This is a genomic window from Vitreimonas sp. (assembly GCF_035627415.1).
Taxonomy (GTDB): Bacteria; Pseudomonadota; Alphaproteobacteria; order Caulobacterales; family Aquidulcibacteraceae; genus Vitreimonas.
This window is the reverse complement of the sequence record NZ_DASPLU010000038.1, coordinates 132,514-155,426: the sequence shown is the minus strand read 5'-3', so window position 1 is coordinate 155,426 and position 22,913 is coordinate 132,514. Positions and strand designations below refer to the sequence as shown.

The following is a 22,913-nucleotide window of genomic DNA, read 5'->3' as shown; positions in this document are numbered from 1 at the left end:
CTGGTTGCCGACATGATCGAATACGCGCGGCACGCGCGTGATCATGCGGCGGGCCTGGACGAAACTGGTTTCTTTGCGGACCTGAAGACAATCCACGCCGTCACCCGCTGCGTCGAGATCATCGGCGAAGCCGCGCGCGCTGTTCCCCCGGACGTACGGGCGCGAGCGCCTGACGTGCCGTGGTCGCAGATCGTCGCGACAAGGCACATCCTCGCACACGCCTACGGCCGCGTTGACGCGCCATCCTCTGGCAGCTTTTGCAGGGCGGTTTGATGAAGCTGGAGGCCGACTTGGCGCCACTTCTCGTCGAAGATAACTGATGTCCGGACAACGAGGCAGATCAGCGGATTTCCGCTGGGAGCGTTACTATGCCTTGCTCGGGAAAAAGCAGAACCCAGACCATCAACATCGCCCCGAATAGCGACAGCGATCCAAAGACCACGTAGATCACCAGCAACCACATGCGGACGCGGCGTAGAGGCTGTTCGTCCGTCATCACAAGAACGAATACGGATCCACATCGATCTGCACGCGCACGGCGCTGTGCAGTTTCACGCGGCTCGACCACGCGGCCAAGAACGCGCTCACGTCCACGCCGCGATTAGCTCGGATCAAAAAGCGCCGTCGGTGCATGCCGCGGATGACGCTGAGCGGCGCAGGCGCCGGCCCCCAAAGATCAAGCCCGTCGACAACAGGCGCCTTCTCCCCCATCAGTTTCGCCGCATCGTTCGCAAGCAGCTCATCCGGCGCCGAGACGATGATCGCCGCCAAGCGTCCGTAAGGCGGCATGCCCGCCGCTTCGCGCTGGGCGATTTCGGCCGCGAAAAACGCGTCGCGGTCCTGCGCCAGCAGCGCCTGCATCACCGGCTCTTGCGGCGCGTAGGTCTGGATCAGCGCCCGCCCCTTCTTTTCGTGCCGCCCCGCACGGCCCGCGACCTGACTCACCAGCTGGAACGTCCGCTCGCCCGCGCGCAGATCGCCGCCTTTCAAGCCGAGATCGGCGTCGACAACGCCGACGAACGTCAGGTTCGGAAAGTTGTGGCCCTTGGCGACGATCTGCGTGCCGATCAGAATGTCGATCTCGTTCGCCTCCATCCGCGCCACCAGATCGCGCACCGCATCGCCGTTCGGCGTCGTGTCCGACGAGAAAATCTCGATCCGCGCCTCCGGGAAGAAGAAGCGCACCTCTTCCTCGATCCGCTCCACCCCCGGCCCGATCGAGGTGAAACTATCCGGCGCCAGGCATTCCGGACATTCCTTCGGCTTCGGCATCGAGAAGCCGGTCAGGTGACACACCAGCCGCCCTGAATAGCGATGCTCGACCAGCCATGAATCGCTATCCGGCGAGCGCATGCGATGGCCGCAGCCTTTGCACAAGGTCAGCGGCGCGTAGCCGCGGCGGTTCATATAGAACAACGCCTGCTCGCCGCGCAGCAAAGCCTCGGCCGCGCCCTTGATCAGCTTCGGCGATAGCCAGCGGCCTTTCTCCGGCGCATCGATCTTCAGATCGACCAGCTCCACATCCGGCAATTCCGCCGCGCCGTGGCGCGAAGGCAGCTTCACGTGCGCGTAGCGGCCCGATTGCGCGTTGACGAGCGTTTCCAAGGACGGCGTCGCGCTGGCGAGGATCACCATGCACTCGCCCAGCTTGGCGCGCGCCACGGCGAGATCGCGCGCCTGATAGATGACGCCCTCCTCCTGCTTGTAGGAAGGGTCGTGCTCTTCGTCGATGACGATGAGCTTCAGGTTTGGGTAAGGCAGAAACAGCGCCGAGCGCGCGCCGACGATGAGCCGCGCCCGTCCCGCGGCGATCTCGCGCCACGCCCGCCGCCGCGCCTTGTGCGGAATCGCCGAATGCCACTCCACCGGCGTGACGCCAAAGCGTGCGTTGAACCGGCTCATCGCCGCCTGCGTCAGCGCGATTTCCGGCAGCAGCACCAGAACCTGCGCGGTCGGATCGCGCCTCAGCGCCTCCGCCGCCGCTTCGAGATAGACCTCCGTCTTGCCCGAGCCGGTCACGCCATCGAGCAGCGCCACATGAAAGCCGCCCGCGCGCACCGAAGCGCACAGCGTATCGGCGGCGGCTTGCTGAATCTCGGAAAGCGTCTTGCGCACAACAGCTCCCCCGCGTGCGGGGGAGCTGTCAGCACGCATAGCGTGATGACTGAGGGGGCGGGCGCCGACGTCTGCCGGACTTTCCCCTTCCCCTCGCTCCGCTCGGACCTCCCCCGCATGCGGGGGAGGAGTTTCGTCGAGGATGGGCGGCGGAAACGGCGGGTCTTCGCTGATCTCGAGCTTCGCCAGCGCGCCGCAATCGACCAGCCCCTTAACGACCGCTGAAGACGTCTCCGCCCGCCGCGCCAGCTCTGCGGCGCTGACATGCTCCTTCGCCGCTTCCTCCATCACGCGCTTGCGCGCCTCGGTGAGCTTCGGCGGCGGCTCGCCGGTCGGCGCAATCACGATGTGCGTCGGCGGTGGAAATAACGCTTCGGGCGAACGCACCACCATGCGCACGAGATCGCCCGGCGGACGCACCAGATACTTCGCCGCCCAATCCACGAACGCGCGCGAGATCTCCGGCACGGGCGAGCCCGGCAGCACTTCTTCGATCGCCTTCAAATTCGCCGCGCCCGGATGGTTCGGCTCGACCCGCCACACCACGCCCCGCACCAGCCGCGGCCCGATCGGCGCGATCACGTGCATCCCGGGCTTGAGCCCCAGCGAAGACGGCGCCCGATAGTCGAACGGCTCCGGCAGCGGCAGCGGAAACAGCACCGCTATCTTGTCCAACGTGTCGTGGACGAAGTCCGCCCCCTCCTCCGCCACCGCAAACAGCGGCCCCGCCGGCGCGGGCGCCGGCTTTCGCTTCAGCGCATCCATGGCGCGGCGGCGGGCGGTGGAGGTCATGAGAGCAAGGTAAGAGGTCGAGGGATTCGGTGGAAGCGTGGGCGGCGCCCTCATCGCCCATCCGTCATCCTGGGGCTCGGCGAAGCCGAGAGCCCAGGATCCAGGGGCAACGGCACAGCTCTGTCACTGCTGGATCCTGGGCTCGCGCTGCGCGCGCCCCAGGATGACGGTGGGACTGCAACGGTGTGAGTTAGTTACGAATGCTCGTTAGCTTCTCCACATGACCGCCGCCACCGTCCTCCTCAGCGCCTGGATTGCGCACTTGCGCGACGAGCGCCGGTTCGCGGCGAACTCGGTCGAAGCCTACGAGCGCGACGTCGCCGCCTTCCTCGGCTTTCTTGCCCAGCACCTCGGCGGCGAGCCCGGCGCGCAAGATCTCGCCACGCTCGAACCGCGCGATTTACGCGCCTATCTGGCGTTTCGCCGCCAAGGCCCGGACGCGCTCGCCGACCGCTCCATCTCCCGCGCGCTCGCCGCGATCCGCAGCTTCTATCGCTATCTCGAGCGCCGCCACGGGCTCGCCAACGCGCGCCTTGCGCTGGTGCGCGGGCCGAAGCTGAAGCGCAGTCTGCCGCGCCCCGTCTCGGAAGCGGCGGCAGAGAACCTGATCGCCGAAGCAGGCGATATCGCCAGTCAGGACTGGATCGGCGCCCGCGACGCCGCCCTCATCACGCTCCTCTACGCCGCCGGCCTTCGCATCAGCGAAGCGCTCGCCCTCACCGGCGCCGATCTGCCGCTGCCGGAGATGCTGCGCGTCACCGGCAAGGGCGGCAAGCAGCGCATCGTCCCTCTCCTCGCCGTCGCCCGCGACGCCGTCGCGCGCTACGCCGAACTCTGCCCCTATGCGCTGACCAAAGACGCCCCGCTCTTCCGCGCCAGCCGTGGCGGCGCGCTCTCGCCGCGCATGGCGCAGGACCTGATGCAGCGCCTGCGCGGACGTTTGGGGCTGCCTTCGAGCGCCACGCCGCATGCTTTGCGCCACTCATTCGCGACGCATCTGCTCGCAAACGGCGGCGACCTGCGCGCAATTCAAGACCTGCTCGGACACGAATCGCTGTCGACGACGCAAGCGTATGCGAGCGTCGAAGCGAAAAAAATTTTGCAGCTGTATCGCCGCGCACACCCGCGCGCGTGACGTTTTTCGCATGCGCGCATCACGCTGCGAGCGTTGATAATCAAGGGCCGCAGAGTTTTCGCAGAGCGTTCGCGCAAACAAAAAATCGATCGTGCAGAAAAATTCGCGCGACTACTTGCGGAAACTACTTGCAAACCAAATTCAGCGAAAAAAATCCTCGGAGAGTCAAACAACTCCCATCCAACCCAGTACCAACACACAGTAATGATGAGGAAACGAAAATGGCTAAGAAGGTAAAGAAGGCTTCGGCCAAGAAGCCGGCTCGCAAGACCGCCCGCAAGACCGTCCGCAAGGCGGCCGCTCGCAAGACGGCCCGCAAGACGACGAAGAAGGCGGCCAAGAAGTCGACCCGCAAGGTCGCGAAGCGCAAGACCGCTCGCAAGGCCACGCGCAAGACGACGGCGAAGAAGACCGTCCGCAAGACCGCGAAGCGCAAGACCGCTCGCCGCGCGAAGAAGGTCATGGCGCCGACTGCCTAAGCACTCATGGCAAGGGGGATGCGCAAGCGTCCCCCTTCGCCGTTTCAGGACCATCGTAAGACCAAGGATCTCGATGCGCGCTCCGGTCATTCGTTGCCCCCGCTCCCGCTACGAACGCCGTCGATTGTCGCGCTATCAATTCAAACGCTGATCCTTCGCTCCGCGCGCCAACCGCGCGCACGCCCCTCCTCCAAGACAAAACTCGCGCAGCTCACGCCCCTCTCGCGCGTTTCTCTGCGCCCCACACATCGCTCGCGCGAATACTGCGCCCGGCGCACGTTTTCGCGCGCATTAGCTCTTCGCTAACCACGATTTCCAAGAATTAAGCGGAACGCGGCCGCCGCCTGCGTGTTGTGACGCGCATCGGGGAGCTGACATCCAAGCCCATGTCGGATGCGAACGAGCAACCGCAGAGTCCGCGCGAAGCGTTGAATCGCGTCGTCGAACTCGCGCGCCAGGCGCTGCGCGAACGCGGCTTCAGCGAGGCCGAGATCGACGCCCTGCTCTCGCGCCGCACCGCGCCTGAATTCGAACGCTGAACCTGAGCTGGCCCCGCACTCTTGACGCAACCAGCGCGCACGCGTACTTTGTTTTTCAAAGTACCCGCCTCGGGAGGCCGTCATGACGCGCGAAGAACTGCTCCAGGATCTCGCCTACGCCCGCAACCTCGCCGAGGAAGGCCGGAACGCGCCGCTGATCGGCGGCGCCTATTTCATCATGTTCGGCGTGTTGCTTGCGATTTGTTACGGTCTGCAATGGGCCGTGCTCGTGCAGGCGCTACCCTTCGACGGCCGCGGCATCGGCCTTGTCTGGATGGGATTCGGCGCCGCCGCGATGATCGGAAGCGCGCTGATCTCAAAGCGCGTGCGGGCGATGCCGGGAGGCGCCGCCATCCCCAACCGCGTTGATCGCAGCATTTGGCACGCGGTGACGATCGCCATTCTCACCGTCGTCGCCGGCACCGTGTTGCGGGCGATGCTGCTTTCCGATTTCACCGCGCCGGATTCCATTGTCGCGGCCGGCTTCGGCCTGTACGGCGTCGCCCTCTACGCGACAGCAACGATCGGCGGCCACACCTGGCTGCGCACTTTCGCCATCCTCGCCTGGAGCGTCAGCGGCACGCTCTGGTTCTTCCTGCACGAGCCTTGGACATATCTTTTCGCCGCGGTCGCGAGCCTCGTAGTTCTGTCCGTGCCCGGATTGATTATGGTGCGGCGGGAACCAACAGCCGCCGCCACGTGAGCCGCTTCGATCACACCGCCATCGACGACGTGATCCACGGCCGCTTGCGGCTGGGGATCATGGCCTATTTGTCGACCGTCTCCCCTGCCCCGTTCGTCGAGCTCAAGGCCAAGGTCAACGCCACCGACGGCAATCTCTCCACCCACCTCTCCAAGCTCGAAGAAGCCGGTTACGTCCGCATCGAGAAGACCTTCTCCGGCAAGAAGCCGCTGACGCTCATCCATCTCACCAAGCAAGGCCGCAGCGCCTGGATCGAATACCTGAACCGCATCCAATCTCTGCTCAGCGCGGCGGAGTAGCGCGACGTTTCCAAGGTGGCGCGCTAGCGCTGCGACTGAAGCGCGCCACCCATTCCCGGGGCGATGCGAAGCATCGAGCGCGGGACCCATAGACACGAATGTGTGCAATTCGAGCGACTTCGGTCAGCCTTCCGACCATACGTGTTTATAGGTCCCGGACTTGGCGCTGCGCGCCAAATCCGGGAATGGGTGTGTTGGTCACTTGTGTTCAACGTCGCCGGCGGCCATTAGCGGACCCATGCGATTCATCCCTGCTCTCGCCCTCCTGTTCGCGCTCGCAGCTTGCGATGCGGCTGATCTTGACCAAGCCAAAGAGGACATGGCCTCCATCGGCGGCCAAGCGCTCGAAGCCGCGACCGGCGCCGTCGACACCCGCACCGCCTGCGTGCTCGCCGGCCAGTCGGAAGCGTTCTGCGGCTGCGTGCAGGAGCGCCTCGGCTCTCGGATCACCCGCGAACATGTCGACGCCATCACCGGCGTCGCCCGCGATGCGCTGAGCGGCGAAGGCATGGAAGCGGCCGCGCGCACGGCGGAGAACATCGATCCCGCCACGCGCGATGCGCTGATCCAATGCGCAACGCAAACCGCCATCCAAGGCGCGCTCGGCGACGGCGCCGCCGAGAACTAAGCTCCCGCGCTCAGCGCCCAGCGCGCCACGCCCGGATACGGCCGCTCACCGATATCGGCGAAACCGTTGCGCGCCAGCGTGCGCGCCGCGTGCGCGTCTTCAGCGTCGAGATAGGCGATCACGCGTTTCGCGCCGTTCGCAAATCCCCACGCCGCCAGCGCGCGGATCGTCTCCCCGCCATAACCGCGGCCGCGGAACTCCGGCAGCAACCCGAACGCCAGTTCGACGTCGCCGTCGTCATCCGGCCGACCGATCAAAGCGGCGATGCCGACAATGCGCGGCGGCGCGCGCTCGCCTTCGTTCGCGAGCAGCGCCCAGCCGTACCAGCCTTGGCCCTCTGGATCGTGCGCGAGATGCCGCGCCGCCCACTCGAACGCGCCGGGCTCGAACGGCGCCGGCGGCCAGATCGCTTCGTGCGTCACGGCGATTGCATTGAAGAACGCCGTGCGGCTGCCCGCCTGCAGCGCCGCCAGTTCGCGGTCGAGCGCCAACAGCGCCAATCGTTCCGTCGTCAGTATCAGCAAGACGCGTCTCCCCTCGCTTGGCTCGCAACCATGAGGAGAACGCAAGCTTTCGCCGCTGCAAAGTTAGCGTTCGGCAATTTTCACAGGCTGCTGTTGCGCGCTCAGCTGCGGCGCTGGAACAGATGGTAGCGGAACGCCTGCTCCGCGCCCCAGGGCGTCACGTGAATCTCGCCATGCGTTTCGAGCAGCTTGAACCGCGGCCCCAGCAGCGCGCCGAGACTCTCGGCATCGTGCTGCACGACGTCGAGCCCGCTGCACTTGGCGGGACCGCCCGGCGCGAAGCCGCCGATGACCGCCCATCCGTCTTCCGCCACCGCCTCATGCAGCGCCTTCGCGTAAATCGCCTGGTGCGCCTCATCGGTGAGGAAGTGCAGCACGGCGCGGTCGTGCCAGAGCTGATACGAACGCTGCGGCCGCCACGCCGTCACATCGGCGACGATCCAATCCACTTTACCAGCGGCGCCGCCAAGCCGCGATTGCGCCTGCTTCAGCGATTCCTGCGAGAGGTCGAGCACCGAGACGTCGCCGAAGCCCTCGCCCAACAGGCAATCGACCAGCCTCGAGGCGCCGCCGCCGATATCGACGATCGCCCCCTTGCGCTTCGTCATCGTGCGCCGGATCAATTTCAGCGACACGTCGGGCGTCGGCTGGAACCAGCTCACCTCCTCCGCGCTTTTGGCGCCGTAGACGCCATCCCAATGCGCGCGGCGATCCGAGACCGTCATCATGCTTGGCTCTCCCTTGCTGCGCAGATGGGCGCGCGCGCCGGTCACCGCAATTCTCCGGGCCGCGGAATCGACGCGAGCCGCCGCCAGGCTTGGCTTTGGCAGAACGGCCCAGCGCAGCCGCGCAGCCGCAGCACTTCGCCGTCCAGCCGAATCGATCCGCTATAGGTGCGGCCGTCTTCCGGATTGAGCACGGCGCCGCCGCGCCAGGCTTCGCCGTCCCAGCGGAAGTCGCGCAGGATCAGCGCGCCAACCGCGCCGCGCCGCACTTCGGCCGGATCCCACACCCACAGGAGCCGCCCGCACAACAGTGAAGGATCGGCGGCGCAAGGGTGCAGGCGCACCACGCCGCCCAAGCCGCGCGTCGCCCAATCGCCGCCGACATCCGGCGCCGCCGCCGCACGCGCCGAGCCGGCGACGCCGCCCACGACCAGCAGCGCGAACAGCGTCGCCGCGAGCTTCGCCGGCGCGCGCTGGCGGATCGGGCACGTCTTGCGCGTGGCCGCTGCAAAGCGCGCGTAATAATCCGGGTGCTCGGTGCCCATCAGCCGGTCCCACCAAGTGAAGTAGAGCCCGTAATTCCAGCCCGCTTCGGCGTGGTGGATGTCGTGGTGCGTCGTCGTCGTCATGAAATCGAACAGCGGCCTGCCGTCGCGCCGCGCCGGATAAAGCTCGTAGCCGCTGTGCCCGAAAGTGTTGCGGGCGATCTGATGCAGCATGAAGAGGCCGACGATTTCCCACTGCGTCGGCACGGCGACCATCCATAGCGGCACGAAGCTCGCCTGCAGCGCCGCCTCGGCGAGATCGAAGCTGTAGGCGGTGAACGGCGAGGGATTGTTCGAGCGGTGATGCCGCAGGTGGAACAGCCGGAACAAGCGCGGATCGTGGATCGCCCGGTGGGTCCAATAGAAGTACGCATCGTGCGCGACGATCATCAGCAGCAGCGAAACCGCCGACCAGCCCAGCCCCCAGCTCGCGGCCAGCGCCGGCCCCGGCAGGTAGCCCGCCCGTTCCACCATGAACAGCAGCGCGCCGATGGTGGAGAAGATCGCCAGCGACCGCAGCGAGATCGCGAACTCGGTCCGGAGCTGGCGCGCCGGCGGGGTCGCCGTTCGGATCTTCCGCCCCGCCAGCACCTTGGCGAACACGACCCAGAGCGCCAGCCAGACGCTGACGGCGAAAATGACATAGCGGGAAAGGTCGGTGGCCATGCTTTCCAGCCACTGGCCCGCGAACGCATAGAGATCGGCGAACGTCATCTGCTCCTCCATTCGAGAAGCCGACTTCGCCGCCAGCCGCCGGCGCAGTCTCGCCGCGGCCGGAAAAGCCGCGCCGAAATCAAAATCAGCCAGGATTTTCCGGAATCGGCGAGGCCACGCTGAGGCTTTGCCGCCGCCATTCGCTTGGGGTTTGCCCGGTCGCGTCCTTGAAAGCCCGGTTGAACGGCCCGAGCGAGCCGAAGCCGAGCTCGAACGCGATCGCCGACACCGACTGGCGCGCTCGCGCCGGATCGGTGAGCGCCGCCTTCGCCGCTTCGATGCGGTGCGCGTTTACGAACGCGGCGAAGTTGCGGTGGCCGAGCCGATCGTTGATGAGCCGCCGCAGCTGATGTTCCGGCGCGCCGACCGCCTCGGCGAGCGCGCCGATCGTCAGCCCCTCGCGCCGCCAGGCCTCCTCTCGCTCCATGGCGGCCGTCAGCCGATCGAGCAGATGCCGCTCGCCGGCGTCGAGCGTGTCGCCTTCCCTCGCCTCCGCGTCCTTCACCGCCCCGAACAGCGCCGCGTCCGCGTGCAGGAACACCATGGCGCCGAGCGTGCAGAAGAAGGCGAGCGCCGCCGCTCCGGCCAGCGGGTACCAGGCCGCGCTGACGCCGAACACCTCGCCGATCTCGAGGCTCGTCAGCACCAGCACGAACAGCGTCACCACCGCCAGGAACGGCCCGCGCAGCCGCCGGCGCGCTTCGACCAGATCGCCGCGCCAACTGCGCGCCACGACGAGCAACGCATGCGCGGCGAGCCCGCCTTCGATCAGATTGTGCACCACCCAGATCGGCCCGTCCGTGGGCGGCGGCGTCAGCCAACCGACGAGCCCAAGCGCGGTCAGGAGAAGGAACGGCGCCAGCGTCCAAACGGTGAGCTGGCGGTCGCCAAACACAGTGACGACGAACAGCCAAAACAGCCCGCCGCCGCCGAGCGCCAGGAAATGCACGATTGGCGCGATCGGCCGGATCGCATCGTGCGCTGCGGGCGAGGATTGCAGCGCGTAAGCCGCGACGCCGAGCGCCAGCAGCACGCCGGCGATGCGCGCGGGCTGGCCGTGTCCGCCGCGCCAAAGTCCGACCGCCGTCGCCGCCAGCGCGCCGATCGCGATTCCGCGCAGCAACAGTTCGATCACCTCAGCGCCGGCCATGCCCGATGGTGTACGCTAGAGACCGTTCACGAGACAACGCGCGCGTTTCGCGCCGCCGCTTCGCGCCGAACGGGGATAGAAGCGACATCTATCCCCGCCTTTTCCGGCGCAAATCCGTTGCAAATCAAACGTCGCCGAAAAATCAATCCGACCGCGCGCCAGCTGAGGTATAATGCCTTTGCTCTCACACGGGAGGATTTCGAAGTGCACCGAACCTTTGGAATGTGAGCGCATCGACCGGCGCGGCAGACGTCGCTTCGATGAGGCGGAGAAATCCGGATCATCGTTGAGAAAGCCAGGTGGAGACAACCCCACCAAGCGAAGCGAACGATGTCTGCATTGCCTGCGGGGCATGAAACCGTGGGGTCCGGGATTCTTCGGGGAATCCTGACGCGTTGAACCGGCTCGTGGTCATAAGGAGCTAAGGTCGCTGGGTGCGAAACCATCCAGCTGAGCCAAAAACTCCTGGCTCGCCAATCCGGGAATAACGGCCGATCACGGGGCGCGTTCGACGCGCAGCGTTGGTCAGCGATGGCCGGCGCACTCGGCACTACCCCGGCGCGTCCGACGCGCCCCACCTCCCGCTTCGGCGGCGAGTCCGCTCTTTAGACAAACGCGGCGACGCTCGTCTCCGCGATCATATCGGTATGCTCGGAAGATGCTTCGTCGCGCCTTGGCGCGATTGCGCACATGGGCTCGCGATCATTCCGATCCCTTGGGCAGTTGTAAGCCTGATGACCAGGTTTCAATCGTCAGGTCATCGATCCGCGGCACGTCTACGGAATGGTGTGAGCGATCCAGCTTGTTGAAGCCAAGGGTTGGATCGCTGGCGGGCGCGAACGCACGATAGACCGGGATGTCCTTCTCGTACCCGGTCGCGAGCACGATCTCGTCGGCGAAGATGCCGCGCAGAATCCCTGCTGCCTCGTCGAGAGACTCGACCGGCTGCATGTGCGAATTGAAGAACACAGAAAAGCCGTCGGCCGCACTGCTGACGCCCGCCTGTCCGTGTTCGTTCTGCCAGTAGATCGACAAATCGAGCTGCGACTCGCCGGGGAATTGCGCGGCAAGCGCCTTCAGCTGAGTGAAGCGCGCGGCAGCGTCGCCGCCGCTCACGCCTGCATCGTCCAGCCGTCGACGCCCTTCGCCGCTTCGCGGATGGCTTCCGACATGGTCGGGTGCGCGTGGCAGGTGCGAGCGATGTCTTCTGCGCTGGCGCCGAATTCCATCGCGACGCACACTTCGCCGATCATCTCGCCGACGCCCGCGCCGACCATATGCACGCCGACGACTTTCTTGGTCGCCACTTCCTCCAGCACCTTCACCATGCCGTCGGTCTCGTGATTGGTGCGCGCGCGCGAGTTGGCCATGAACGGAAACTTGCCGACCTTGTACTCCACGCCCGCGGCTTTCAGCTCTTCTTCCGAGCGGCCGACGGTGGCGACTTCCGGATCGGTGTAGATCACGTTCGGGATCACGTCGTAATTCACGTGGCCCCATTGGCCGGCGATGATCTGCGCCGCGGCGATCCCCTCCTCTTCGGCCTTGTGCGCCAGCATCGGCCCGGTGGTGCAATCGCCGATCACGTAGACGCCCTCGGCCGTCGTCTTCAAATGCCCGTCGTGCGGAATGAAGCCGCGCTGATCGGTCTTCACGCCGACGCTGTCGAGCCCCAAGCCTTCGGTGAACGGCTTCCTGCCAATCGCGACCAGCACGACATCGGCTTCGAGCGTGCGCGCCTGCCCGCCTTTCGCCGGCTCGATCGAAACCAGCAGCCCATCGCGCGTCTTCTCCACGCCCGCGACCTTGTGACCGAGCTCGAACTTCATGCCCTGCTTCTTCAGCGTGCGCTGGAAGGCGGTCGAGATCTCGGTGTCGACGGTCGGCGTGATCTTGTCGAGAAATTCGACCACGGTGACGTCCGCGCCGAGCCGGCGCCAAACGCTGCCCAGCTCGAGCCCGATCACGCCGGCGCCGATGACGATCAGCTTCTCCGGCACTTTTTTCAACGACAGTGCGCCGGTCGACGTGACGATGCGCTCTTCATCGATATCGACGCCCGGCAGCGGCGTCGGCACGGAGCCGGTGGCGATGACGATGGCCTTGGTCTCGAGCGTCTGGCCGCCGCCATCGGCGAGCTTCACCTCGACTTTGCCCTTGCCGGCGATGCGGCCAAAGCCTTTGACGTAATCGACCTTGTGCTTGCGCATCAGGAACTCGACGCCCTTGGTCAGCCCCTCGACCGCGTCTTCCTTCTGCTTCAGCATCTGCGGCAGATCGAGCTCGAGCCCGCTCACCTTCACGCCCATCGACGGAAACGTCTTCGCCGCCGCTTCGAAATATTCGCTCGCGTGCAGCAGCGCCTTCGAGGGAATGCAGCCCACGTTGAGGCACGTCCCGCCCAGCTTGCCGCGGCTCTCGACGATCGCCGTCTTCAGCCCGAGCTGCCCGGCGCGGATCGCGCAATTATAGCCGCCAGGGCCGCCCCCGATAATGACGAGATCGTACGACATGAAAGCTCCGGTGATGGCGTGAGCGCGCGCTGCGGCGCGCGAAGAGATGGCCGGAACATAAGCCGCAGGCCACGGCGATCAATCGCCGTTTCTACCGCCCTGCTCTGCGCTGGAGCGTCAGGCGCCCTGCTTGTCCCAATAGGAGCGGTCCGCCGCGTCGACGATAAAGACGATGAGGCCGACGATCAGCACCAGCGCCAGGATCGCGAGCTGCCCTTCCGTGGTGGAGAGATCGGTCAGCAAGGTCTGCGGCTGGCTATAGGCGTTGATGTCGACGCTCTGCACCGTCGACATCAGCCCGCCGCTCTCCTGCTGCGCCCAGGCCCAGCGGCCGCCATAGGCGGCGAAGCCCAACAGCCAAGTCCAGAACCCTTGCGTCCGCCGCATCAAGCGGATCGACGAGATCAGGAAGAACACCGCCGCCGCAGCCAGCAGCCCGACATCGATCCAGGTCGCTTGCGCCGCGCCGCTCCGCGCCGCCGCCGCCTGGACGTCCTGCACTTGAGCGACCGGCGCCTCGAACCCGCTCAGAAAACCAGCCGCCGCCAGTGCGCCGACCGCGCTCAGCAGCACCAGCGCCAACAGCACCAGGATCGCCGGCACGCGCAGAATATGGCTCATGGGGTCCCCTCCCATCGCTCCACCGAGCGGTGGGTTAATCTATACGCCCGCCCCGCCCCCGCCAATGCCGGAAGAAAGCCTTGCGGTTCAACGCTCTTCTCTGAGGCGAAAGGATCACGCCGGGCTCGCGCCGATAGTCGCCGCCGGTTGCCGTCAATGCCTCGCGCGCGGCTTATCCACATCGATCCGCCCGCGAAACGCGCAACAAGGCTTCATTTACCATGTTGTTCCTTCGGGCGGGGCGATGAGGAGATCGCCAATGCGCGTAGAAAAGCTTCGCGATGCAGCCGACGACACCGGCCTCGTTCCAGCCGGGCATTACTTCGCCCGCCTCGCCCGCAACCTCCAACACGCCAACGCGCGCGAACACGCAAAGCGCTTAAAGCTCGACGCGGAGGACCGCCGGCTGGAGGCGAGCTACCGGCGCGCCTCCGCGGCGCGCGGCAACACCTTTGCGGATACGCGCGGCATGGTTTGAGCGCACGCCGCACTGAACGTGCGTGTGCCGCTCCCGCCGATGCCTTAGAGCTGGGGCGGGAGGATTCGGATGGCGAAGCTCAGCGCATGGTTGGCCGTGCTCGCAGCGGCGGCGATCGTGATTTCGTTGGCGATGCAAAGCGCCGCTTTGGAGTTCGGCGCTTTCGGGCCCGCCGCCGCAGCTGTGTTGCTCGGCATGGGCGCATACCGGACTTTGCGAGCCATGAGCGGCGGGCTCCGTTTGCTGTGCGGCGCTTGGGGCGTCTCGACGGGATTGGCTTGGTATGCGCCGTCCTACAATTTTCCCGACTTCGTTCCGGGCATGCTGGCGATCGGCGCACCGGTGCTGGTCAGCGCAATCGGGCTCGCGCTGGTGGTGCTGCACCGAGAGAAGAAGAGCGCCGCTTAGAGATCCAGCAGCATGCGCTCGGGATCTTCCAGGCCTTCCTTGACGCGCACCAGGAACGTGACCGCTTCCTTGCCGTCGACGATGCGGTGATCGTAACTCAAGGCCAGATACATCATCGGCCGCACCACGATCTGCTTGTCGACCACGACCGGGCGCTCCTGAATCTTGTGCATGCCGAGAATGCCGGACTGCGGCGCGTTGAGGATCGGCGTCGACATCAGCGAGCCGTAGACGCCGCCGTTCGAAATCGTGAACGTTGCGCCCTGCAGGTCTTCGAGCTTCAGATGCCCGTCGCGGGCTTTGACGCCAAGCTCACCGATCTCTTTCTCGATCTCGGCCATCGACTTGTGGTCGGCGTCGCGCACCACCGGCACGACGAGGCCGCGATCGGTGCCGACGGCGATGCCGATATCGTAGAAATTCTTGTAGATGATGTCGTCGCCGTCGATCTCGGCGTTGACGTTGGGGATTTCCTTCAGCGCCGCGATGCACGCCTTCACGAAGAAGCTCATGAAGCCGAGCTTCACGCCGTGCTTGCGCTCGAAGCCGTCCTTGTATTTCGTGCGCGCCGCCATGATGGCCGACATGTCGGCCTCGTTGAACGTCGTCAGCATCGCCGCCGTGTTCTGCGCTTCCTTGAGCCGGCGAGCGATCGTCTTGCGCAGGCGCGTCATCGGCACGCGCTCTTCCTGTTCGCCGACGACGCGCGCCTGCAGCGGCGGATGCGCGGGCGGCTCGGTGCGCTGCGCGCTGCGGTTCTCGATGATAGCGAGCGCGTCCGCTTTGGTGACGCGGCCGTCCTTGCCGGAGCCGCTCATGCCGCTCATGTCGACGCCGCTCTCGGCGGCGATGCGCTGCACCGAGGGCGGCGCTTGCTTGCGGGCGCCGTTGGCTTGCGGCTGCGGCGCGGGCGCAGCTTGCTTCGGCGCTTCCGGCGCGGGCTTCGGCGCTTCGGCTTTCGGCGCCGCTTGCGAAGCTGCCGCCCCTGCTCCGCCCATGCGGCCGAGCAGTGCGCCGATCGTGACGGTTGCGCCTTCGCCGGCGACGATCTCGCTCAGCACGCCCGCTTCCGGCGCGGAGACTTCGACCGAAACCTTGTCGGTCTCGAGTTCGACCAAAGTCTCGTCCTTCTTCACGGCGTCGCCGGCCTTCTTCATCCACTTGGCGACAGTCGCTTCGCTCACGCTCTCGCCCAAGGTCGGCACAACGATATCGGTCACGTCATCTTCTCCGTTGCGAAGCGCTTACACCGCTTTCGCACTAATCTCACCTCGTCATTCCGGGGCTCAGCAAAGCTAAAAACCCAGAACCATTGGTTGGCGGCATTACCCCAACGCCTCCTGGAGCAGCGCTTCGAGTTCCTTCAAATGCTTGCTCATCAGGCCTGCAGCGGTCGAGGCGCTGGCCGGGCGGCCGGCGTAGCGCGCGCGCTTGGCTTTCACGTCGAGCTTTTCGAGCGTGAGTTCGATCCACGCGTCGGCGAACGTCCAGCCGCCCATGTTCTTCGGCTCTTCCTGGCACCAGACCAGGTCGGCGTTCGGGAAGCGCGCGAGCTCGGTCATCACCGACTTCATCGGCCAGGGATAGAATTGCTCCAGCCGCAGGATGTAGACGTCGTCACGGCCGCGCTTCTCGCGCTCGTCGAGCAGGTCGTAATAGACCTTGCCCGAGCACATGATCACGCGACGGATCTCGCTGTCCGGCTTCAGCTTGATAGCCGTATTGCCATTGCCGAGCTGGGCGTCGTCCCACAGCACGCGGTGGAAAGACGAACCTTCAGCCATCTCGCTCAGCGCCGAAGTCGCTTTCTTGTGCCGGAGCAAAGATTTCGGCGTGAAGACGATCAGGGGCTTGCGGAAGTCGCGGTGCAGCTGGCGGCGCAGCACGTGGAAATAGTTGGCCGGCGTGGTGCAGTTGACGATTTGAAGGTTGTCTTCCGCGCATTGCTGCAGGAAACGCTCGATCCGCGCCGAGCTGTGCTCCGGCCCCTGCCCTTCGTAACCGTGCGGCAGCAGCATCACGAGGCCCGACATGCGCAGCCACTTGCGCTCGCCCGAACTGATGAACTGATCGATCACCACCTGGGCGCCGTTCACGAAATCGCCGAACTGCGCTTCCCATAGCGTCAGCGTCTTCGGATCGGCGAGCGTGTAGCCGTACTCGAAGCCGAGCACCGCTTCTTCGGAGAGCAGCGAGTCGATGACTTCGTAATGCGCCTGACCGGGGCGAATGTTGTTGAGCGGCGTGTAGCGCGCTTCGGTTTGCTGTTCGACGAAGTGCGAGTGGCGCTGGCTGAACGTGCCGCGGCAGGAATCCTGGCCGCTGAGGCGCACGTTGAAGCCCTCGTCGAGCAGCGTGGCGAAGGCGAGATGCTCGGCCAACGCCCAGTCGATGCCCTGGCCTTCGTCGATCGCCTTGCGGCGCGCTTCGATCACGCGTTGCACGGTCTTGTGCATCTCGAAGTCAGCCGGGATCTCGGTGATGCGGCGGCCGAGCTCCCGCAGCTTGTCGAGCGGCGCTTCGGTCTTGCCGCGGCGATCGTCGTCCGCCGGCAGCGCAAAGCCGGCCCAATCGCCGTCGAGCCAGTCGGCCTTGTTGACGCGATAGGCTTTGCCCGCGTCGAACTCGCGGTCGAGGAAGGCGTTGAAGTCATTCTGCCACTCGTCGAGTTCAGCTTGGCTGACTACGCCTTCGCTGAGCAGCCGGCGCGCGTAGATTTCCAGCGTCGTCTGCTGATCCTTTACGCGCCGATACATGATCGGCTGCGTCATGGTCGGATCGTCGCCTTCATTGTGGCCGAAGCGGCGATAGCAGAACATGTCGATGACGACGTCCTTGCCGAACGTCTGGCGATACTCGGTCGCCACCTTGGCCGCGAACACCACCGCCTCGGGATCGTCGCCGTTCACGTGGAAGATCGGCGCTTGCACCATCAAAGCGACGTCGGACGGATACGGCGACGAGCGCGAATAGTGCGGCGCGGTGGTGAAGCCGATCTGGTTGTTGATGATGAAGTGCATCGTGCCGCCGGTGCGATAACCGCGCAGACCGGACAGCGCGAAGCATTCGGCGACAACCCCCTGCCCCGCGAACGCGGCGTCGCCGTGGATCAAGAGCGGCATCACCCGCGCGCGGAGATCGTGCAGCGCTTGGCCTTCCTCGGACCACGTTGCGCGCTTGGCTTGTTTGGCGCGCGCCTTGCCGAGCACGACGGGGTTGACGATTTCGAGGTGCGACGGATTCGCGGTGAGCGAGAGATGGACGTTGTTGCCGTCGAAGCTGCGGTCGCTCGAAGCGCCCAGGTGATACTTTACATCGCCGGAGCCGAGCACATTGTCAGGCGTCGCCGAGCCGCCTTGGAACTCGTGGAAGATCGCCTGGTACGGCTTGCCCATCACGGCGGCGAGCACGTTGAGCCGGCCGCGGTGCGCCATGCCGAGCACGATCTCGTCGACGCCCATCGCGCCGCCCCGCTTGATGATCTGCTCGAGCGCCGGGAGCATCGCTTCGCCGCCGTCGACGCCGAACCGTTTGGTGCCCGGATGGCGCTTATGCACGAACTTCTCGAAGCCCTCGCCTTCGATCAGCTTCTTCAGGATTGCGCGCTTGCCCTCGGGCGTGAACGCGATCTCCTTGTCCGGCCCCTCGATGCGTTCCTGGATCCAGGCCTTCTCGGCCGGATCGGTGATGTGCATGAACTCGACGCCGACGGTGGAGCAATAGGTCCGCTTCAGGATCGCCAGCATCTCGTTGACGGTGGCGCTCTGCAGACCGAGCACGCCGTCGATGAAGATCGGCCGGTCGAGATCGCCGGGGCCGAAGCCGTGGCTGGCCGGATCGAGCTCCGGCGCGGCCGGGCGCACTTCGATGCCGAGCGGATCGAGATTGGCGTTCAAGTGCCCGCGCGTGCGGTAGGCGCGGATCATCATCAGCGCGCGGATGCTGTCGCGCGTCGCCTGCTGCACGTCCTGCGCCGAGGCGCTCGGCAGCCTCGCGGCGACCTTCCGCTCGAGCTTGTCGGCGAGGCCGCCCCAATTGCCGTCCATCAGCCGCGTGGTTTCGGTCGTCTGCGGCTGCGCCAGCTCCGGGCGGAACCAGGACGGTCCGCGCACGGATTTCTGCACCGCGCGCGGATCGTCGCGGACTTGGTCGAAGAACGCGCGCCAGGAGGGGTCTACCGAGCCCGGATCCTCCGCATACCGCGCCGCCATCTCCTCCACGAACGTGGCGTTCGCGCCGTAGAGAAAGCTGGTCTCCAGGAAGGTGATGTTCGACAAGCTGCGGGCGTCGTCCGCCATGGGGGCGCTGACCTCTCGGAAATCACGGGCGCGAGAGAGAAATATAGAGCCGCGCCCGCGGCGGCGCCCCTTCTAAAGCGCGTCGGTAAAGGAATGAAGGGATGCTCTGACGCAGGGCTGCAATACTTAGGATTTGCGCTGGGCCCCCGATTCAGGGACGGCGGCCCGCATAGACGCGAATGGCCCCGCCCCGGGCGGAGCCAATGTATGTTATCGTGGCGGGGTCTTGCTGGCGCGACCAAACGACGGTGCGAAAGCCCCGGCCCCAAAAGCGAGCTTCCTCGTCAGACAGCTCGTCCGTAGTGTCGATGAACGGATCGCCCAGCGGAGCAGCATCGACATTGAGGCCGCGGAGCGTCGCTATGTCGGCCTCGGTATTTGGAACACCAAAGCGCACTGCACAAACTGTGTTCTGCACGTGAGGCAGGAGGATTCCGACTCCTTCGATATTGGTGGCCAGCGGCGTCACCTCAGCCCCACTCTCTGCGTAGATCCGCATAGTGTCCGAGACATGCAGATACTCGCCGAAGATCACAGCAACCGGCGTCGAACCCGCTTCGACCATCCACCCGGCCATAGTGTGTGTGCCGTCAAAAGAGGGGTCGGCCCACTGCGCGAGTTCGCTCGCCGTCATGCCGCGCCAGCCCCTTTGTTGAGCAGCGGCGATGACAGTTGCGAGATCGCCGTCGGGAGCGACGCACACCTCGTTGGCTAGCGTCACTGGATCGGTCGCGGCGAACGCGGGCGACGCGCAAAGCGCAACAGAAATGAAAGAAAAGACGGCGTCGCGGAGGCACCTAGCCACGGAGCAGTTCCGCCATCGTCCGGCCGAGCGCGGCCGGGTGCGGCGCTACCGTGATCCCGGCGGCTTCCATCGCGGCGATCTTGGATTCCGCGTCGCCCTTGCCGCCTGCGATGATGGCGCCGGCGTGGCCCATGCGGCGGCCCGGCGGCGCAGTGCGGCCGGCGATGAAGCCGACGGTCGGCTTCCAGCGGCCTTTTTTCTTTTCATCAGCCAGGAACTGGGCGGCGTCTTCTTCCGCCGTGCCGCCAATTTCGCCGATCATGATGATGGCCTTGGTCTCATCGTCGGCCAGGAATAGCTCCAGCATGTCGATGAATTCGGTGCCCTTCACCGGATCGCCGCCGATGCCGACGGCGGTGGTTTGGCCGAGGCCTTCGTTGGTGGTCTGGAACACGGCTTCGTAAGTCAGCGTGCCGGAGCGCGAGAGCACGCCGATTTTGCCCTTGGAGAAGATCTGGCCCGGCATGATGCCGATCTTGCATTCGTTCGGCGTCAACACGCCGGGGCAATTCGGCCCGATCAGGCGCGACTTCGAGTTTTCGAGCCTCGCCTTCACCCGCACCATGTCGAGCACCGGGATGCCTTCGGTGATGCAGATGATGAGCGGGATCTCGGCGTCGATCGCTTCTTCGATCGCTGCGGCCGCATGCGGCGGCGGGACGTAAATCACGGTGGCGTCGGCGCCGGCGCGCTCCTTGGCTTCCGCCACGGTCTCGAATACCGGCAGCCCGAGATGCGTCTGGCCGCCCTTCCCCGGCGACACCCCGGCCGTCATCTTGGTGCCGTACGCGATCGCCTGCTCGGAGTGGAAGGTCCCGTTCTTGCCGGTGAAGCCCTGGCAGATGACGCGGGTGTTGGCGTTGACGAGAATGGACAATCTGGCCCCCGAGGCGCGGAAAATGGTGCGGCGAGCGTCCTAACCCCACCCGTTCGCACTTGCAAATCCGCGCCCCGGCGAGCCGCAGCCGCACCGCTCCTCCGGGACGGAACGCACCGCCGCGTGTGCCGGTTATGCCGACAGCATTCCCCGGAGGTTCACATGCAAGAGCGACACAATTGGTGGCAGCCCGACGACACGGCGCGGCGCGATTACGCCAAGAGCGGGCGCCGGGACTATTCGGCGCGGCATCGCGACGACCGCCCCTATTGGTGGAGCGAGAATGATCTGCCGCGGCGCGACGAGCGCATCCGGTACGACGCTGATCGCCAGCGCGATGATCGGCGCGGCTATGCGCGCGATCACGATGACGTGCGCCATGGCGGCCACGACGTCGACAGCGATTATCATGACGGCCGCTCGCGCCTCGCCGATCAGGTCAAGGCGTTCTTCGGCAGCGACCGCGCCGAGCGGCGCCTCGAGCACGACCGCCGCTATCACGACGACGATCGGCGCCACGCCCGCCGCTATGAGGACGATGCGCGGCGCGATTTTCGCGGCGTCGGGCCACGCACGCGCCACGACGAGGACGAAGAGCTGCGCGAACAGCTCAGCGACCGCTTCGCCGACGATCCGGAGCTCGACGCGTCGGAAATCCTCGTGCGCGTGATCGACAACGAAGCGATCCTCGACGGCACGGTGCGCAGCAAACGCGACGCCCAGCGCGCCTACGACATCGCCCACGACATTCCCGGCATTGTCTATGTGCGCGACCGGCTCGACGTCGTCAGCCGCCGCGGCCGCGACCGGGTGCGGCGCGCGACCGTCGGCATGGGCTATGAAGGCTCGACACGGCGTTGGAGCTGAGGCGGCTCAGCCGCCGGCGTCCATGATGAAGGCGTTGAGCTTGTTGCCGTCCGGATCGCGGAAATACGCGGCGTAGAAGGTCTCGCCGCGCGGCCCTGGCGGGCCCTCGCACGTGCCGCCATGGGCGAGCGCGATCTCGTGCAGGCGATGGACTTGCTCTTTGCTCTTGGCTTCCAGCGCGACCATGACGCCATTGCCGACGCTTGCGGCGTTGCCGTCGAACGGTTTGGTGAGGCCGATGCCGGCGCTGCCGCCGGGCGTGCCCCAGGCGATCGCGCCGGGCCATTCCATCATGCGGCCGGTGCCGAGTTCCTTGGCGATGGCGTCATAGAACGCCGCCCCACGTTGCAGGTCGTTCGTGCCTAGCGTGACGTAGCCGATCATCTCGTGAGCCTCCGAAAATGGTGCGGAGAGGTCCTCCCACAGGAAGGAGAACAAAACAAGATCATTTCGACGAGGCGCGTCGTCTCCAGGCCCTTGAGTGCGTTGCTGGGCCCCTGGGTCGGAACGATCATGGCGCTCGGCGGGTTGGCCGAGACCGAGCAAAATCAGGAGGCGACCGATGGCTCAACGTTGGAGCGCGCACAGTTATGATCGCGATTGGCGCGGCAGCCCTGGCTTCGATTATCGCAATGCGCAGCGCGAGAACTACGCCGATTATGGCGGCGACGAGAGCAGTCCGTACGACTACACTCGCGGGCCGACCTACGACTACGGCGCCTCGTACGACAGTTCGCGCTACAGCTCGCCCGATTACATGCGCCGCGGCGAAGGCTGGCGGCAGGAGATGGGCCGCGAGGTCGGCGAGTTCTTCGACGACGATTACGCCGAACGGCGCAGCGACCGGAACCAGCGGCGCCTGGGTGAGATCCGCCGCAGCATGCGCAGGCGCGGCCCCTCCCCCGTGATCGAAGACGACGAGCGCCTGCGCGGCAAGATCTGCCGCCGCATGCGCGAGGACGACGATCTCGATGCCTCAGACGTCCATGTCCGCGTGCGCGATGGCGAAGCAACGCTGGAGGGCGTCGTCGACGACCCGGACGAACGCCGCCACGCCGAACGCTGCGCTCACAGCGTCCGTGGCGTGCGCTTCGTGCGCAACCGTCTGCGCACGCGCGAAGACGAGCGCCGCCGCGGCGAATACGGCCGCCGCAGCTTCGGCAACCTGTTCGAACAGGATGCGGGCGCGATTCACGGATACGATTTGGAGGGACGGCAGCGGCGCGAGATGCGTCAGCGCGCTTGGTGAGCGACTTAAGCGCTTAGCGTTGCGCCTCGTTCCTCTCGACGCGACCGACCGCGACTCCTGCGCGAGACCAGACCTCGACAACGCCGGGGAAATAGATCTCCGTCATCGCGCGGGATGGTTTTCGACGCCGTGATCCTGCATGCGGATGACTTCGTTGAGGACGCGCTGCGACTGGTTCAGCATGCGGTTTTCCATCAACACCATCTCGGAACGGATTTCGCCGATGTCGCGCCTTATCTCGCCCATGTCGCGCTCGACACGCGCCAGGCGTTCGTCCTGCCGGACGACGATCTCCATCAACGTCGTCAGCCGCTCATCCACGCGCCGCAGTTGCAGCAACGTGAGATTCGCCACCTTCTCGGCGTCGAAGGGCTCTGGCTCGGCCATGCGTATAAATTAGCACTTGAGGACGCACAAAACAAGAACGCCTCGCGTTGCCGAGCCGAGGC

General features: G+C 65.9%; 25 protein-coding genes. 11 read left to right on the top strand and 14 right to left on the bottom strand.

The window, feature by feature from the left end; all coding sequences use genetic code 11:
* Positions 1 to 12: 12 nt before the first annotated feature.
* Positions 13 to 273 (top strand): DUF86 domain-containing protein, encoded by a 261-nt coding sequence (locus VEA80_RS19490; protein ID WP_325062465.1) that lies wholly within the window; start codon positions 13 to 15, stop codon positions 271 to 273.
* Positions 274 to 495: 222 nt separating this feature from the next.
* Here the strand turns inward: VEA80_RS19490 and priA are convergent, their stop codons facing one another.
* On the bottom strand, positions 496 to 2,907 hold the full coding sequence (priA, locus tag VEA80_RS19485) for a replication restart helicase PriA (RefSeq protein WP_325062464.1): 2,412 nt from the start codon (positions 2,905 to 2,907) through the stop codon (positions 496 to 498).
* Between the two features lie 220 nt (positions 2,908 to 3,127).
* On the opposite strand from priA, the gene VEA80_RS19480 reads away from it, so the two are divergent.
* From VEA80_RS19480 to VEA80_RS19455, 6 genes are all read left to right on the top strand, one after another.
* Complete coding sequence (locus VEA80_RS19480; protein ID WP_325062463.1) at positions 3,128 to 4,042, top strand: tyrosine recombinase XerC; 915 nt, start codon at positions 3,128 to 3,130, stop codon at positions 4,040 to 4,042.
* A gap of 221 nt (positions 4,043 to 4,263) precedes the next feature.
* Complete coding sequence (locus VEA80_RS19475; RefSeq protein ID WP_325062462.1) at positions 4,264 to 4,521, top strand: hypothetical protein; 258 nt, start codon at positions 4,264 to 4,266, stop codon at positions 4,519 to 4,521.
* 386 nt (positions 4,522 to 4,907) lie between these two features.
* Complete coding sequence (locus VEA80_RS19470; protein WP_325062461.1) at positions 4,908 to 5,060, top strand: hypothetical protein; 153 nt, start codon at positions 4,908 to 4,910, stop codon at positions 5,058 to 5,060.
* 82 nt (positions 5,061 to 5,142) lie between these two features.
* A complete protein-coding gene (locus VEA80_RS19465; protein ID WP_325062460.1) occupies positions 5,143 to 5,763 on the top strand; it encodes a hypothetical protein in 621 nt (206 codons plus the stop codon).
* Positions 5,760 to 6,062 carry a transcriptional regulator gene (locus VEA80_RS19460; protein WP_325062459.1) on the top strand — a complete coding sequence of 101 codons (303 nt, stop codon included), beginning with the start codon at positions 5,760 to 5,762 and terminating at the stop codon, positions 6,060 to 6,062. Before VEA80_RS19465 ends, VEA80_RS19460 begins: the two co-directional genes overlap by 4 nt.
* A 319-nt stretch (positions 6,063 to 6,381) precedes the next feature.
* Positions 6,382 to 6,690, top strand: coding sequence for a hypothetical protein (locus VEA80_RS19455; RefSeq protein ID WP_325062458.1), 309 nt, complete (start codon positions 6,382 to 6,384; stop codon positions 6,688 to 6,690).
* On the opposite strand, the gene VEA80_RS19450 is transcribed toward VEA80_RS19455, so the two are convergent.
* The 7 genes from VEA80_RS19450 to VEA80_RS19420 all read right to left on the bottom strand — a co-directional run bounded on the left by VEA80_RS19450 (position 6,687) and on the right by VEA80_RS19420 (position 13,482).
* Complete coding sequence (locus VEA80_RS19450) at positions 6,687 to 7,214, bottom strand: GNAT family N-acetyltransferase (protein WP_325062457.1); 528 nt, start codon at positions 7,212 to 7,214, stop codon at positions 6,687 to 6,689. The genes VEA80_RS19455 and VEA80_RS19450 overlap by 4 nt on opposite strands.
* A 101-nt stretch (positions 7,215 to 7,315) precedes the next feature.
* Complete coding sequence (locus VEA80_RS19445) at positions 7,316 to 7,942, bottom strand: class I SAM-dependent methyltransferase (RefSeq protein ID WP_325062456.1); 627 nt, start codon at positions 7,940 to 7,942, stop codon at positions 7,316 to 7,318.
* A 41-nt stretch (positions 7,943 to 7,983) separates the two neighbouring features.
* Positions 7,984 to 9,198, bottom strand: a complete 1,215-nt coding sequence (locus tag VEA80_RS19440; protein WP_325062455.1) for a sterol desaturase family protein — start codon at positions 9,196 to 9,198, stop codon at positions 7,984 to 7,986.
* A gap of 85 nt (positions 9,199 to 9,283) precedes the next feature.
* A complete protein-coding gene (locus tag VEA80_RS19435; RefSeq protein WP_325062454.1) occupies positions 9,284 to 10,348 on the bottom strand; it encodes a helix-turn-helix domain-containing protein in 1,065 nt (354 codons plus the stop codon).
* Positions 10,349 to 11,050: 702 nt separating this feature from the next.
* On the bottom strand, positions 11,051 to 11,464 hold the full coding sequence (locus VEA80_RS19430) for a hypothetical protein (protein WP_325062453.1): 414 nt from the start codon (positions 11,462 to 11,464) through the stop codon (positions 11,051 to 11,053).
* Positions 11,461 to 12,861 carry a dihydrolipoyl dehydrogenase gene (lpdA, locus tag VEA80_RS19425; RefSeq protein ID WP_325062452.1) on the bottom strand — a complete coding sequence of 467 codons (1,401 nt, stop codon included), beginning with the start codon at positions 12,859 to 12,861 and terminating at the stop codon, positions 11,461 to 11,463. Before lpdA ends, VEA80_RS19430 begins: the two co-directional genes overlap by 4 nt.
* Before the next feature lie 117 nt (positions 12,862 to 12,978).
* Complete coding sequence (locus VEA80_RS19420; protein ID WP_325062451.1) at positions 12,979 to 13,482, bottom strand: hypothetical protein; 504 nt, start codon at positions 13,480 to 13,482, stop codon at positions 12,979 to 12,981.
* 259 nt (positions 13,483 to 13,741) lie between these two features.
* Between VEA80_RS19420 and VEA80_RS19415 the strand changes: the two genes are divergently transcribed.
* Both VEA80_RS19415 and VEA80_RS19410 read left to right on the top strand, forming a co-directional pair.
* Positions 13,742 to 13,960: a hypothetical protein gene (locus VEA80_RS19415; protein WP_325062450.1), complete on the top strand. Its 219-nt coding sequence runs from the start codon at positions 13,742 to 13,744 to the stop codon at positions 13,958 to 13,960.
* 69 nt (positions 13,961 to 14,029) lie between these two features.
* The gene (locus VEA80_RS19410) at positions 14,030 to 14,368 is read left to right on the top strand and encodes a hypothetical protein (RefSeq protein WP_325062449.1); all 339 of its coding nucleotides are present in this window, start codon (positions 14,030 to 14,032) and stop codon (positions 14,366 to 14,368) included.
* On the opposite strand, the gene odhB is transcribed toward VEA80_RS19410, so the two are convergent.
* From odhB to sucD, 4 genes are all read right to left on the bottom strand, one after another.
* Entirely contained in the window at positions 14,365 to 15,588 is a 1,224-nt protein-coding gene (gene odhB / locus VEA80_RS19405; protein WP_325062448.1) for a 2-oxoglutarate dehydrogenase complex dihydrolipoyllysine-residue succinyltransferase, read from the bottom strand. The two genes, VEA80_RS19410 and odhB, sit on opposite strands and share 4 nt — an antisense overlap.
* A 105-nt stretch (positions 15,589 to 15,693) precedes the next feature.
* Positions 15,694 to 18,666 carry a 2-oxoglutarate dehydrogenase E1 component gene (locus tag VEA80_RS19400; protein ID WP_325062447.1) on the bottom strand — a complete coding sequence of 991 codons (2,973 nt, stop codon included), beginning with the start codon at positions 18,664 to 18,666 and terminating at the stop codon, positions 15,694 to 15,696.
* Positions 18,667 to 18,817: 151 nt separating this feature from the next.
* Positions 18,818 to 19,471: a hypothetical protein gene (locus VEA80_RS19395; protein ID WP_325062446.1), complete on the bottom strand. Its 654-nt coding sequence runs from the start codon at positions 19,469 to 19,471 to the stop codon at positions 18,818 to 18,820.
* The gene (gene sucD / locus VEA80_RS19390) at positions 19,464 to 20,348 is read right to left on the bottom strand and encodes a succinate--CoA ligase subunit alpha (protein ID WP_325062445.1); all 885 of its coding nucleotides are present in this window, start codon (positions 20,346 to 20,348) and stop codon (positions 19,464 to 19,466) included. The genes VEA80_RS19395 and sucD overlap by 8 nt, the downstream gene beginning before the upstream one ends.
* A gap of 162 nt (positions 20,349 to 20,510) precedes the next feature.
* Here sucD and VEA80_RS19385 point away from each other — a divergent pair, with 162 nt between their 5' ends.
* On the top strand, positions 20,511 to 21,215 hold the full coding sequence (locus VEA80_RS19385) for a BON domain-containing protein (RefSeq protein ID WP_325062444.1): 705 nt from the start codon (positions 20,511 to 20,513) through the stop codon (positions 21,213 to 21,215).
* Between the two features lie 6 nt (positions 21,216 to 21,221).
* Here VEA80_RS19385 and VEA80_RS19380 read toward each other — a convergent pair whose 3' ends face one another.
* On the bottom strand, positions 21,222 to 21,599 hold the full coding sequence (locus VEA80_RS19380) for a VOC family protein (RefSeq protein WP_325062443.1): 378 nt from the start codon (positions 21,597 to 21,599) through the stop codon (positions 21,222 to 21,224).
* 178 nt (positions 21,600 to 21,777) lie between these two features.
* Between VEA80_RS19380 and VEA80_RS19375 the strand changes: the two genes are divergently transcribed.
* Positions 21,778 to 22,464, top strand: a complete 687-nt coding sequence (locus VEA80_RS19375; protein ID WP_325062442.1) for a BON domain-containing protein — start codon at positions 21,778 to 21,780, stop codon at positions 22,462 to 22,464.
* A 102-nt stretch (positions 22,465 to 22,566) separates the two neighbouring features.
* Here the strand turns inward: VEA80_RS19375 and VEA80_RS19370 are convergent, their stop codons facing one another.
* Positions 22,567 to 22,851: a hypothetical protein gene (locus VEA80_RS19370; RefSeq protein WP_325062441.1), complete on the bottom strand. Its 285-nt coding sequence runs from the start codon at positions 22,849 to 22,851 to the stop codon at positions 22,567 to 22,569.
* Positions 22,852 to 22,913 lie beyond the last annotated feature (62 nt).